Source organism: Aquabacterium sp. UBA2148 (genome assembly GCF_002328915.1).
Taxonomy (GTDB): Bacteria; Pseudomonadota; Gammaproteobacteria; order Burkholderiales; family Burkholderiaceae_C; genus Aquabacterium; species Aquabacterium parvum.
The window spans coordinates 2,026-15,181 of record NZ_DCXA01000083.1 but is presented as its reverse complement, the minus strand read 5'-3'; the positions used below and the strand labels follow the sequence as shown (position 1 = coordinate 15,181).

At 63.6% G+C, this 13,156-nt stretch carries 13 protein-coding genes; all 13 read right to left on the bottom strand.

The genetic code is table 11. The features are described from left to right. The coding region (locus tag B2W70_RS04435; protein ID WP_286743267.1) for an O-antigen polymerase at positions 1–1,496 on the bottom strand (1,496 nt) is incomplete at its 3' end. A 21-nt stretch (positions 1,497–1,517) separates the two neighbouring features. Beyond that, positions 1,518–2,357: a glycosyltransferase gene (locus B2W70_RS04430; RefSeq protein ID WP_286743265.1), complete on the bottom strand. Its 840-nt coding sequence runs from the start codon at positions 2,355–2,357 to the stop codon at positions 1,518–1,520. Then, entirely contained in the window at positions 2,344–3,594 is a 1,251-nt protein-coding gene (locus tag B2W70_RS04425) for a glycosyltransferase (RefSeq protein WP_286743264.1), read from the bottom strand. The genes B2W70_RS04430 and B2W70_RS04425 overlap by 14 nt, the downstream gene beginning before the upstream one ends. 4 nt (positions 3,595–3,598) lie before the next feature. Continuing rightward, positions 3,599–4,795 carry a hypothetical protein gene (locus tag B2W70_RS04420; RefSeq protein WP_286743262.1) on the bottom strand — a complete coding sequence of 399 codons (1,197 nt, stop codon included), beginning with the start codon at positions 4,793–4,795 and terminating at the stop codon, positions 3,599–3,601. Beyond that, a complete protein-coding gene (locus B2W70_RS04415) occupies positions 4,788–6,221 on the bottom strand; it encodes a hypothetical protein (protein WP_286743260.1) in 1,434 nt (477 codons plus the stop codon). Before B2W70_RS04415 ends, B2W70_RS04420 begins: the two co-directional genes overlap by 8 nt. Positions 6,222–6,247: 26 nt before the next feature. Continuing rightward, complete coding sequence (locus tag B2W70_RS04410; protein ID WP_286743258.1) at positions 6,248–6,937, bottom strand: acyltransferase; 690 nt, start codon at positions 6,935–6,937, stop codon at positions 6,248–6,250. Between the two features lie 9 nt (positions 6,938–6,946). Continuing rightward, positions 6,947–7,690, bottom strand: a complete 744-nt coding sequence (locus B2W70_RS04405; RefSeq protein WP_286743256.1) for an SDR family NAD(P)-dependent oxidoreductase — start codon at positions 7,688–7,690, stop codon at positions 6,947–6,949. Then, complete coding sequence (locus B2W70_RS04400) at positions 7,687–8,622, bottom strand: phosphoglycerate dehydrogenase (RefSeq protein ID WP_286743254.1); 936 nt, start codon at positions 8,620–8,622, stop codon at positions 7,687–7,689. The genes B2W70_RS04405 and B2W70_RS04400 overlap by 4 nt, the downstream gene beginning before the upstream one ends. Before the next feature lie 3 nt (positions 8,623–8,625). After that, on the bottom strand, positions 8,626–9,333 hold the full coding sequence (locus B2W70_RS04395) for a cytidylyltransferase domain-containing protein (RefSeq protein WP_200964250.1): 708 nt from the start codon (positions 9,331–9,333) through the stop codon (positions 8,626–8,628). 24 nt (positions 9,334–9,357) lie between these two features. Beyond that, the gene (locus B2W70_RS04390; RefSeq protein WP_286743251.1) at positions 9,358–10,239 is read right to left on the bottom strand and encodes a glycosyltransferase family 2 protein; all 882 of its coding nucleotides are present in this window, start codon (positions 10,237–10,239) and stop codon (positions 9,358–9,360) included. Positions 10,240–10,249: 10 nt separating this feature from the next. Continuing rightward, positions 10,250–10,951, bottom strand: a complete 702-nt coding sequence (epsI, locus tag B2W70_RS04385) for an exosortase-associated protein EpsI, B-type (protein WP_286743250.1) — start codon at positions 10,949–10,951, stop codon at positions 10,250–10,252. A 5-nt stretch (positions 10,952–10,956) separates the two neighbouring features. Next, positions 10,957–11,886, bottom strand: coding sequence for a GDP-L-fucose synthase (gene fcl, locus B2W70_RS04380; protein WP_286743249.1), 930 nt, complete (start codon positions 11,884–11,886; stop codon positions 10,957–10,959). Positions 11,887–11,897: 11 nt separating this feature from the next. Next, on the bottom strand, positions 11,898–13,028 hold the full coding sequence (gene gmd / locus B2W70_RS04375) for a GDP-mannose 4,6-dehydratase (RefSeq protein WP_286743246.1): 1,131 nt from the start codon (positions 13,026–13,028) through the stop codon (positions 11,898–11,900). Positions 13,029–13,156: the final 128 nt, after the last annotated feature.

Here is a 13,156-nt window from a genome sequence, read left to right as displayed (position 1 = left end):
GAGGAAATCACCGTGGTCGACGAGCCGTTGGCACCCTCAGGCGATGCGCTGCCTGGGGACTTGCTGGTGGGCTTCAAAACTTTCCCAAGACGCAAATAGATCAGCACAGCAAAGCAGACCCAGAACGCTTTCTGGAACGTTTCCACGATGAGCAGGCTGTGCGCGATGGAGAAAATCAGCAGCACGCCGGTGAGCAGCCCCAAAACCTTTTGCAGGAAGTTGCCGTCCTGCCTGGCGCTGCGCATCACCCATTCGGCGAAAAAGCCAAGCAGGAGCATGACGAGGGGCACACCTGTCCAGCCCACGTCCAGGGCCAGGTCGCGCAGCAGCGTTGGCCAGACGTTGTCGCCATAGCCCATGACGCGCAGGTAGCGTGTCGCTTCCATGCGGATGTCCTGGATGGTCATCTGGTCCCTCACCTTGCCCATGCGCCGCATGGCGAAGGTTGCAGGCCCGGTGAAGTTGTACTGCCCCCAATACGGGCCAGGGAACTGCCCGTTGGGCATGTCGTAGTAGTAGACCAGGGTGGTCAAGGGCACCGTGACGTAACTGAAGCTCAGCAGCGCGTACTGCAACTCCTCGGTGTTGCCGATCAGCTCCTCGACGAGAGGGGTTGGCGATGCCCGGTGATACTGGTAGAGCGACACCATGGGCGGTGTCTCGCCGCCACGCTCCTTGATGAAGGCCGTGGCGAAAAACCAGACCAAGGCCGCCGCGCCGAAAATCAGCAAGGTGTAGACCGCGCCCTTGGCCCGACCCAGGCTTCGATCGATGAAGCGAAAGATGAAGCGCTGCGGGTCCATCATCGCGCCCATCAACGCGCCCAGCACAAGCAGGATGATGCCCAAGCGCCCGCCCTGAATCATCAGCGCGTTGAACGCCACCAGCAGGATGGACAACAGCGCGCCTGCGATCAGCAAGCGGAACTGCCAACGCTTGAGGTCAAGTTTGGTCGCCACGCCAGCGGTGACCAGGCAAACGTAGACGGTCGAGGCCGATGCGAGGAACTCAAAGGACGCCAGCGGGCCGCCTCGCAAGATCATCGCATTGGCCACTTTTTCGACGCGGATGGTTTCCAGCCCCTCGCCGCTCAGGCGTTGCCACAGCCCCACCTTGCTGGTTGCCAAGCCGTCGTAGATGGCCGAGAAGGTGCCAAACAGGCCGATCAGGCCAATCGCAACCAGCATCGGCAAAGTGATCTTCAACTCATCTGCGGCAGCGCCCTTGGGACGACTGGCGCGGGGCACCAGCAGCACCCCGATCAGGAAGGCGGTGTGACAAAGCAGGATGTAGAGGATGTGCCGTGCCTCGACGTGCTCGCGGTTGATGAAGATCGGCAGCGCGTAGGCGATGCTCTGGATCACCCAGGTGCCCGTCAGCAGCACGACCGGATCGGTGTACCAAACCACGTTCTGACGGCTCAGCTTCAGCATGCCGCGGCGGATCAACACCAGCGACAACAGCAGCGCCGCCAGCACATACCCCATTTCATTCATAAGCATGTCCTCGCGTGTGGCTCACCGTGCGCGCGCCCATTGTTTGCTGCCCTGGTCGAACCGGATGGCATTGTCGTAGCCCAGCGCCCTGATGGCAAAGGGGGGCAGGCTGGCCAGCACCTTGTCTGCCAGGATGAGAGTGCGATCTGCCAGCGAAAGCGGGCCATCGCAGACCTGCGTCAGCTCAGCAAAATAGCGGTCCTTGGCCTCCGACAGCTGACCGGGCTGGATGCTGAAGGCGGCCAGGGCGCTGTTGACGGCCAGCAGCTGGTTCTGGCGCGACATGCACACCCAGAGGTAATAGTCCCCCACCAGCTTGAGCTGCCGCAGGCGCGGCACGTCCACGCTGGACCACAGGCTGCTGCGCCAGAACGTCGACTCTTGCTGGATGTAGGGCAACCGTGGGCCGTAGGCACCGCGCTGGATCAGCCCCGACCAGTAACGCCGGGTGCGTTCGACCTGGAACACCTGGCCCCGCTCATTGCGCAACACGGAAAGTCCGGTGAGCCAGTTCACCGTCGGGTCTTCCAGGGATTCAGCGACGACATCGAATGCCCACGGGAAGTACATGTCCCCGGCGTTGATGTAGGACTGCACCTCGCCGGTTGAACGTTCGAACCCTTTGGCCACGGCGTCGTACATGCCCCGATCGCGTTCGCTGATCCACGTGATGCGCGGGTCGTTCAGCGAGGCCAGGTACTCCGGTGTGCCGTCTTGGGAGCCACCATCAACGATGATGTATTGCAGCTCGGCCCGGCCTTCGAGGAAGGCGCTCTGGTTCAGGACCGATGCGATCGTCTCTGGCAGGAAGGGCCGCGCGTTGTAGCAAGGCGTGACCACCGTGAACTTACGCGGGCGCATGCACTTCTCCTGTCGCGTGCGAGATGGGGCCTTGCGATGCCTGCCTGAGCACCTCGACCACGCGCCCGATGCGACGGCCGTCGTAGCAAGCGCGTGCCGCGTCGCGCTGTTCCTTCTGGCCTGCAGCCCCAGCCTGGCGTTGCACGATCAGTTCGGCGAACACGGCGGGGTCGTCCGAGATGCCAAAGCACTGCTGCCCCGCTTCGGCCAGACCGGTCATCGCGATGGGGGTTGCCACCAGCCCAGCCGGTGTGAAGAGCATCTCGATGCACTTGGTGTAGACGCCGCTGCCAGCAAAAACCGGGTTGATGAGGACGCGAGCGCTGCGCAAGATGGGCTCGGCTTCAGGCGGGTTCTCGATCAAGGCGACACCCGCTCGTTCAGCCGCTGCGCGCACCTCCGGGGACGGACGTGATCCAGCGATGAAGGCCTTGAGGTCGGGCAAGCGCTGGCGCAGTTGAGGCACCACTTTGTCGAGGAACCACACGATGCCCTCGACGTTGTTGGGCTGGTAGAGGTTGCCCAGGTAACCCACGTGATAGCCCGGTGACCAATCGGCCTCCTGGCTGACCCGCTGTGCCCAGTTCTGCTCGACCACCAGGGGCAACCATTCACCGTGGCGGTGGCCGCGGGCATGCCAATGTTTGGCGTCATCGGGGGAGCAGTCGAAATACCAGGCGGAGCTTGAAAAAATCGACTCTTCGAGCTCGTCGATGCCCTGGACGTTGAGCCAGGTGTTGACCCGCTCTTTGATGCCCTTGGCCCGCTCGTGGATGAAGCGTGCGTAGCGGGACTCGATGTTGTGGGACCGGTAGACGATGCGCAGCTCAAAGGCCTTGGCGATCTGCTGTGCAGCCGAGTAGGCGAACGGGCCCTCCAGCAGCAGGGCCTGAGGACCAAAGCCCTTCAGGTCAGCCTGGACCTGGGCCCAGTCTGACGGTGTCAGCAGGCGACGGCGAGCATAGCCAGGCAGGCCGAGGGTGAGGTGCGAGTTGGCGAACTTGCCTTTTTCGTCGAGCACCGTGAGCGAATGCAGCATTTGCCGCATGGGCGAGTCGGCCGCAGGCACCTCTTCGCCCAGCGCTGCGTTGCGCCAGCAAACGAGGTGGATCAGCACCCCTTGCGCGGCCAGGGCCTGCAGGCGGCGCCACACATCGAGGCGACCGCCGTGGTTCATCGGATAAGGCAGCTCGTGGTAGACCACCACGAGGCGCAGCGGGGTGGATGCGGCACTCATGCGCTCAGCTCGCTTTCTGCATGGCTTGCATCACCGCCTCGGACTCGGCCTGTGCCGCAGCGTCCATGCGCTTGGCCAGGGTGGGTGTCCAGGTGTGGTGCAGCATGGTGAAGGTCCAGCCGTCCTGCTCGGCTTGCGACAGCAGGTACTCCAGCACGTCGCCGTGGACGGACTGCACGTACTTCTCGGGGTTTTCGCGCGGCACGAAGTGGTCGAAGAACGCAGGGTGTGCGGCCTGCAGCGTGGGCATCAGCTCGGTGTAGCTCTGCTTTTGCGAGTTGGACCAGAACAGCTGGTCCTTCGGCGCACGGCCATCAAAGCCCCACAGGCCCACGTGCTTGCTCAGGTTGCAGCCCAGCGGCAGCAAGAGCTTGTTGAGCACATTGCCCAGCGGAGGCAGCGAAAAGTTGATGGCGAGGTCGTCGTGCACGCGCGTCTGCGTGCCGTTGGGGATGGGCACCAGGCGATTCGCGTAGGCGCTGAACTCGCGCCTGACGATGAAGTCGAAGTAGTCTGGGTATACAAACAGCACGTCGGGCGACTCGCCCAGGCGCGCATGCAGGTCTTTGCGAAAGGCCCGGGCGAATTCGGTGAAGCCGAAGTGGTAGATGGCGTCCCCGGCTGCGACGATGTGCGGCTGGATGTGGTGCCACAACTCGGCATCTCGCACGATGGTGTTGCAGACCACACGAGCGCCGTCCTGCCAGTCGCGCCCACGCGCCCGCTCCAGCGAGGGGCCGGTGCCGAACACGGTGCAGCGCTCGAAGCCTTGGGCCTTGATGGCCTGGATGTGCTTGAGCAACCGCGCCTGCGCGACGTCCTGGTCCTGGATGCCATGGACGTAGGTGCCCGCTTCGCACCAGCTCCAGCCGTCCATCGGGTTGCGGATGTGGTCGACGTTGAAGATGCCGCCGTGCAGGCGTGCCCAGCCTGGCAGGTCATCGAGGGTGGTGCCAAAAAGCAGAACAGGAGCCGGCGACAGCAAGGTGCCCAGGCCGAAGTGGCGCGTGACGCGGATGTCGGTGCGGGCCTGCGGAAAGAAGTACGCCGCGCGAGCCGTCACTTCCTTGATCTCATCAGGGGTGGCGTTGGGCGCGACGATGCTGACGCGAGAGCTGCGCTGCGAGCCAGCGAAGGCATGAACCAGGGCCGAGAAGGTGCCCTTGATGGCTGCTTTGAGGGATGAGGTGAACTTAGCCATGGAACCAGTGGATGGCGAGGGCGGACATGCCGGTCAGCAGGACCAGGGGGCCGAGCGACGTGCCCTTCTGAAAGGACAGGGCGCCGAAGTTGAACGCCCTTGACGAATGCCAGATGGCGTAGGTGCTGTAGAAGCCCAGGTTGACCACCAGCATGGCCAGTGGCAGGCCGATGGCGCCTTGCCAGCGATAGAGGGCAAAAGCCAGAACGATCAGCAGCACGCCGGTGACGCCGTTGGCGATGTGCCAGACGATGTGGTTGGTCAGGCTGTAGAGCTGGATGTGGAGCGCCCCAACCCGCTCGGCAAAGAAAGCCAGGGACATGACGCACCAGAAAAGTTCCGAGACGAACTGAACCTGGCTGCCCGTGAGCCGCAAGGCCACCGGCACGACGAACATCACGGCGACGGCGCCCAAGGCGTAGACCCACAAAGACCATGACAGCCCGCGTTTGGCCAGCGCCAGTTGTTCATCCCGGTGCCCGCTGGCCTGCAATTCGGCCAGCCGGGGCAGCTTGCTGTAGAAGGGGGCAGCGCTGAACTGTGTCACCACGGTCATGATGCGCAAGGCCAGCAAGTAGGCGGCGACCTCCGCTGCAGGTGCGACCTGGCTGTACATCACGCCACTGAACTGGATGATGCCGTTGCTCATCAACATGCCGATGCCACTTCGCCAGGCGGCGGGCCACAGGCTTTGCATCACGTCCTGGTGCGGCGTTGAAGGGGCCTGCCGCAGCGCGGGCATGAAGGTGTAGAGCAGGCGACGCAAGCGCCAGGTGTTGAAGAGCAGCCAGAGTTGGTTGCTGATCACCAATGCCAGCAGACCGCCATCGAGCATCAGCACCACGAACGAGCAGGCGATCTGACCCGAGGCTGTCAGGATTTCCCATCTTCGCATGGTGGCCACCTGATTCAACCCCTGAAGGGCCGAGCCGTAGACCTGCCCCCAGATCGCGGCCAAAGAGGTGCTGGCAACCAGCACCCAAGCCAGCCAGGCAGGGCCCGCCTCGGGCAATTCACCCATGGGTTTGACCAGGGCAAGGGTGCCGCCAACTGCCAGGAGGACGACGGCGAACAGGCCACATCGCACATACAGCCAACGCAGCGTACCGTAGACCGTCCGCAGCGTTTCCGGGTTGGCTGCCGACGATTGCCGATCCCGCTTTTCCTGCATGCGCGACAGGTCAGCCAGCGATGCGCCACCGTTGGCATACGCCAGCATGCGTGAGAAGGTCGGCGCAAGGCCGAAGTCAAGCAGCAGCAAGAGCGTGCTCAAGGTTGCAAACAATTGCCAGATGACGATCTCACCGGGTGAGAACTTCACCAGGACCAGCGGCAGCACCAGCATCACCGACATCAGGCGCGTGGCGAGGCTCCCCCAGGTCGTGAACGTCGGGGAGTTCCACAGTCGATCAACGAGGTGTTTCACCTTCTGGCGGACACCTTGCGAAGGGGTCAGCGCTTCCACTGGACGTTTTCCCGGATGACCTTCGCCGGGATGCCGGCAGCGATCGCACGTGCGCTGATCTCCCGCGTCAGCACACTGGCTGCAGCCAGGATGGCGCCTTGCCCCAGCTGACTGCCCTTGAGGATCATGCAACGTGTGCCCACCCAAACGCGATCGCCGATCGAGATGTCTGAGCTGGGGTTGATGTGCGTTCCCTGGGCATCAAAAATCGGGTGCGAATCGGACGTTCGCACTTCGATGCCGTAACTGAACATGCATTCGCGACCGATGGTGAGCCGACTGGGTTCACCCCTTGCCAGCAGGACGTTGGGCTGATTGGGTTTGCCCAGGATGGTCGTGCCGGCTGCGATGGTGATTTCCGAATCGTTGGCGAGGATCGAAATGTCCGTCCATGTCAGGCAAGCCGTCGCATCGATTCGAATGCGGTTGTTGCTGCCCTGGATGTTGATCGATGAATCTCGCAGCTCGCCATTCAGGCAAAGCTCATTCCCATCGCCCTGGATGTTGATGGACAGCTGTCGGTGAGCGCGCACCGAAGCCATCTGCAATTTGTTGCGTCGGCCTTGCGTGCTCAGGCGATTGCGGAAAAAAGCGAGCTTGAGCTTTGTCGCGATCGGGGGAGTGCCGTGGGCTGTCAACTCGACCGCAGCTGCTTTTTTGAGGATAGCGCGTAGCATGGCCAACACTCACACCGGGTCGTGCAGGCGACCGCTGATGCCGCCCGACAGGTCGAGGCAGGCCCCGGTCATGAAGGGGCTGCGGTCCGAACACACGAAGGCCGCCAGTTCGGCGACCTCTTCGGGCGTGCCGATGCGACCGATGGGATGGTGAGCCTCGAGTTGCGCAAACGCTTGCGGTTGGCCATCGAAACCAGCCTTGAGCATCGGGGTGCCGATGGCAGCCGGGCAGATGGCGTTGACGCGCACCTGGCCGCCCAGGTCAACCGCCATGGCGCGCACCATGCCCGACAGCGCCGACTTGCTGGTGGCGTAAGCCACGAAGCCGGGTTTGGTCAGCCGCTCATGGATGCTGGAAATCGCCAGCACGCTGCCATGACGTGCCTTGAGCTCGGGCAGGAATGCCTGAGTCAGCCAGAAGGGCGCCATCAGGTTCACGTTGAGCGTGGTCTGCCAGTCATCGGCTGAGAGCTCGGCCGTCGGCTTGACCACCTGGAAGGCCGCGTTGTGAACGATGGCAGACAGCTCGCCGCGCGTCTCGGCGCGCAGCGCGGCAATCAGCGCGGCGCCGCCGGCCGTCTCCGGGCTGGACAGGTTAGCCAGGCTGCCCACCACGTGCCCAGCGCGCTCCAGCGCCACGCGATCGGTGGAGACCACCCGCCAGCCTTGGGCCTCGAACGTGGCGACGAGCGCTCGCCCGATGCCGCCTGCGGCACCGGTGATCAACGCGACGCGCTCGCCCTGCGTGCTCATGGCTTGGCCACGCCCAGGAAGCCGAACAGCGTGTCGATGGCGTGCAGGCTGCAGCGGATGACACCGTCAACGGTGTTCGAGCCGTTGTGCGAGCCGAAGATGGTGTTCGGCATGCTGCGCAGTGGCGAATCCATCGGCAGGGGCTCGACCTCGAACACGTCGAGGCCCACGGAATGCACGACGCCGTCCTGCATGGCTTTGATCAGTGCCGGCTCGTCGATCAGCGGGCCACGGGCCACGTTGACGATGCGCACGCCCTGCTTGACTTGCTTGAGCACGTCGGCGTTGAGCATGTGGTGGCTGCTGGGCGTGAGCGCGCAGGTGAAGGCGATGAAGTCGGCCTCACCGATGCGCTGCGGCCAGGGCGCCATTTCGACGCCAGCGGGAGGCGTTTCCTTGTAGAACGGGTCGTAGGCGACGATCTTCATGTCGCTGGCCAGCGCGCGGCGGGCCAGGTTGCGGCCGATGTCGCCCATGCCGACGAGGCCCAGCGTGCGGCCCGACAGCGACAGGCCACGTGGCTTGGGCCATTCGCCGTTGCGCACGCCACGGTCGATCTGGAAGGTCTCGCGCGCCAGGGCGGAGATGTAGGACATGCCCACATCGGCCACCTCGCCGCCGAACATGTTCGGGCAGTTGATGATGGGGAGCCCCAAGTCCTTGCAGGCGGCGAAGTCGACGTTGTCGACGCCGATGCCCCACTTGACGGCGGCCTTCAAGTTGCCGGCCTTGCCAGCGGTGAACACCTCGCGGTTGGCGGGGTCGTCACCGATGATCCAGCCGTCGTGCTGGGGCACGAGCTGCTTGAGCTCTTCGACGCTCAGGGTCTGGACCACGTTGGGCGTGGTCAGCTCGACGCCGGCCTTGGCGAAGATCGGACGGAACTCGTCGATCATGCGCAGCATCGGGGGGCAGGTCACGAGGACTTTCATGGCTCAGGCTCCCTTGCTGGCGTTGCGCGCGACGTACATGGACATGGCTTCGGCCATTTCCCAGCTCTCGGCGTCGTCGATGTCGATGGATTCGGTCTTGCGCTGCTCCAGCATGCGGGCCTTCAGGCCAATGCGGGCGTTGGCTGCGGCAAAGCTCTGGCCGGTGAAGACGAAGAGGTTGGAGTTCTCTTCGAACCAGGGCTCGAGGTCTTGCGTGCGGATCAGGTTCTTGGGGTCGTGGTTCACCGCGCTCATGTCGGCACGGTAGAAACGCGTCTGGTGCTTGTTGACGGTGAACACCGAGTCGTGCGCGCCGCTGGCCATGCCTTCTTTCTGCAGGGCGATCGCCTGGCGGATGGTGTCGGCCGTCATCAGCGGGTTGGTGGTGTGCGTCATCAGGTAGATGTCGGCGGGCACGTTGGCCACGTCATCACCCAGCACCAGGTTCATGCTGACGAAGTCGCCGCAGATCTCGGGCTTGCGGTCGCGGATGAGCACGCGCTCGCGGTCGACCAGGCCGTTCTCGGCCAGGATGTGGCGCGCGTCGGTGTTGATGACGACGAGGTCGATTTCTTCAACGCTCAACAGCGTGTCGAGCACCCACTGGAACAGCGGCTTGCCATTGAAGAGGCGGAAGTTCTTGCCCTTGACGCGCTCGCTGTTGGCCTTCATGGGCAGCAGCGCGACGATGCGGGGTTTTTGGGAAGTCATGACAGCAATGCCTTGAGAAAAAACTCAACGGGGATAGAAATAGCTTTCCTTGTGTTCACGCGACATGCGGCGGTGGAAGTGGTTGCCGCGGTAGGAGCCGGTGAACTGCATGAAGCGGTAGGTCAGGATGGCCTTGAAGTGCTGGCGCATGCAGCGTTGCTGCAGGGCTGCCCCCAGGTCCAGGAAGACGGCGCTGAAGAAGTAGCGCGAGACGTCGGCCCAGCTCAGGTGCACCTCGGGCATGATGTACTGCAGAGCGATGGCTTCGCGCTCGAAACGGCGGCGCACCTGCGTCCAGCTCTCGCTGTGCAGGTGATAAACCGCGGCCGGTGCCACGTAGGCGATCTTGTGACCGCAGGCCACCAGGCGCTTGGCCAGGTGCATGTCTTCGAGGCCGGTGAGCTCCTCGTCGAAGGGGTGGTCGACCCAGACGGACTTGAGCATCGCCGCGTTGGCGTTGTTGCAGTAAAAGCCCTTTTGCGGGACCTTGGAGACGGCTGGGAAGTACTTGCCGAAGATCTGGCACTCGCTGAAGTGGCTGTCGTCGTTGCCCACCTGGCCACCGTAGGTGTAGGCGATGTCGTCCTTGCCCAGCGGCGCCACCAGGTCTGCGATCCAGCGCGGACCTGTGGGGATGCAATGGCCGCTGACGAACACCAGCGCGTCGCCGGTCGCGGCGGCGCAGCCGATGTTCAGCGACCGACCAAAGGAAAACTCTTCCTTCTTGATCGGGACGATGCGGGTCGGGAACTCATTGGCGATCTTGACCGTGTTGTCGGTGGAGCCGGAGTCCACGATCACGGTCTCGATCTCGATGCCATCGCGGTGCTGGTTCTGGATGCCTTCGAGCAGGGCACGCAGGTGCTTTTGCTCGTTGTACGTGCGGATGACGATGCTGACCTTCATGGCAAGGGGATCACTGCTTGACCAGGTCGGCCTCGTTGCCCAGCAGCATGGCGCGGGTCTTGGCGGGTGATGCCGTGACCAGGTCGGCGATGAATCGGTCTTGCAACTTGTACGCTTGCTCTTTGTCGGTGTTGATGGTCGACACACGCACCAGCAGGCCATCAGGCGTGTAGCCCTTGATCAGGCCGTTCTTGACGCGGGCCACGTTCTGCTCGAACCAGCCGCGAACCAGGTAGTCGCCCGAGCGGATCCAGTAGGTGATCGGCTCGTTGCGGGGGCCGAGCTTGGCCACCAGGCGCATGTTGGGGATGTCGAGCTTGCCGCCCTCGACCAAGGTGTTGCCCTTGGCGGGCGTGTCGATGACAAAGCCCTGCCCCACGTAGCAGACCTCGGGCTTGTGCACCTGCATGGCGCGGCTTTGATCCGCACCGTAAGCCAGCGACAGCATCACGCGTTCACCCTTGTCATTGACGTAGGTGCGCGAGAGGTTGTCGGTGTAGTAGCGCGCCAGGGAGGCCAGCACCTCGGGGTTGACGATCTGCTGAACCGCCGCTGGCTCCAGGTACCAGGCGCCGAACGACTTGGGCACCAACTCCTCGAGCGAGGTTTCGGGCTTCTGCCCGGGTGCGTAGAGCTGCTTGGGCGTCAGGGCGATGGCGGTGGCGGCTGCTGCCACCATCACGCCGGTCAGGACGAAGGCACGGATCCTCATGGGGCTCAACCTTGTTTGCTCAGGAAGTCCTGGTAGGCCAGGGCGATGCCGTCTTTCAGCGTGGTGCTGGCTTTCCAGCCCAGGCCGGTCAGGCGCGAAACGTCCATCAGCTTGCGGGGCGTGCCGTCAGGCTTGCTGGTGTCGAAGGTCAGGTCACCAGCGAAGCCGACCACCTCGATCACGGTTTGAGCCAACTCGCGGATGGTCACGTCGGTGCCGGTGCCGATGTTCACGAGCGGGCCGTCGTAGCCCTTTTCCATCAGGTGCACGCAGGCGTCGGCGAGGTCGTCGGCGTAGAGGAACTCGCGCATCGGCGTGCCCGTGCCCCAGACCACGAGCTCGCGGTCACCGCGTTGCTTGGCTTCGTGGGCCTTGCGGATCAGGGCCGGCAGCACGTGGCTGTTGTTGAGGTCGTAGTTGTCGTTGATGCCGTACAGGTTCGTGGGCATCACCGAGGTGTACTGGCGACCATACTGGTGGTTGTAGGCCTCGCAGAGCTTGATGCCGGCGATCTTGGCGATGGCATAGGGCTCGTTGGTGGGCTCCAGCGGGCCGGTGAGCAGGCAGTCTTCGCTCAGGGGCTGGGGCGCCAGCTTGGGGTAGATGCAGCTCGAGCCCAGGAACATCAGGGCTTGCGTGCCGGCCAGGTGGGCGCCATGGATCAGGTTCGCCTCGATGACCAGGTTCTGGTAGAGGAAATCGGCGCGGTAGGTGTTGTTGGCCTGGATGCCACCCACCTTGGCCGCTGCGATGAACAGGTAGTCGGGCTTTTGCTCCGCCAGGAAGGCGTGAACGGCGGCCTGATCCAGCAGGTTCAACTCGCTGCGACCGCGGGTGATCACGTTGGTGTAGCCGGCGGCTTGCAGGCGGCGCACGATGGCGCTGCCCACCATGCCGCGGTGGCCCGCGACGAAGATCTTGGCGTTCTTGTCCATGGCGCGCGGGCTCACTCGTGGTAGTCGTAGGCCTGGAAGCCGGCCGACTTGACCAGGTTGTCGCGCTTGGCCGAGGTGTAGTCGCTTTCGACCATTTCCTTGACCAGCTCCGGCAGCGAGATCTTGGGCGTCCAGCCCAGTTTCACGCGGGCCTTGGTCGGGTCGCCCAGCAGGGTCTCGACTTCGGTGGGGCGGTAGTAGCGCGGGTCGACGCGAACGATGACGTCGCCGACCTTGCACTTGGCCAGCAGCTCGCCATTGACCGGCTCGATCTTGGTCACGCGACCGACTTCCTGCTCGGCTTCGCCTTCGAAGGTCACGGTGATGCCCAGTTCCTTGGCGGCGAACTCGACGAACTGGCGCACACTGAACTGCACGCCGGTGGCGATGACGAAGTCCTCGGCCTTGTCTTGCTGCAGCATCAGCCACTGCATCTCGACGTAGTCCTTGGCGTGGCCCCAGTCACGCAGGGCGCTCATGTTGCCCAGGTGCAGGCAGTCCTGCAGGCCCAGGGCGATGCGGGCGATGGCGCGGGTGATCTTGCGGGTGACGAAGGTTTCGCCACGCAGCGGGCTCTCGTGGTTGAACAGCACGCCGTTGCAGGCGTACATGCCATAGGCCTCGCGGTAGTTCACCGTGATCCAGTAGGCGTACATCTTGGCCACGGCGTACGGGCTGCGCGGGTAGAAGGGGGTGGTTTCCTTCTGGGGGATCTCCTGCACCAGGCCGTACAGCTCGGAGGTGGAGGCCTGGTAGAAGCGGGTCTTCTTTTCCAGGCCCAGGATGCGGATGGCTTCGAGCAGGCGCAGGGCACCGATGCCGTCGCAGTTGGCGGTGTACTCGGGCTCTTCGAACGAGACGGCCACGTGCGATTGGGCCGCCAGGTTGTAGATCTCGTCAGGTTGCACCTTCTGAACGATGCGCACCAGGGAGGTGGAGTCGGTCAGGTCGCCGTAGTGCAGCACGAAGTTGCGGTTGTCGACGTGCGGGTCTTGGTAGAGGTGGTCGATGCGATCGGTGTTGAACAGCGAGGAGCGGCGTTTGATGCCGTGCACCTCGTAGCCCTTCTTGAGCAGGAACTCGGCGAGGTAGGCGCCGTCCTGGCCGGTCACCCCTGTGATCAATGCGACTTTTTTACTCATGATGCTGCTGCTGGAAGGAATGGATTAAAACTCGTTGACGGCGACGCCAACAATGCTCACGGAAGATTTTTTGACCGACGTGATGAGCTTCTTCATGTCGTCGGTGCGGCTGGTGTCGCGACGGGCCT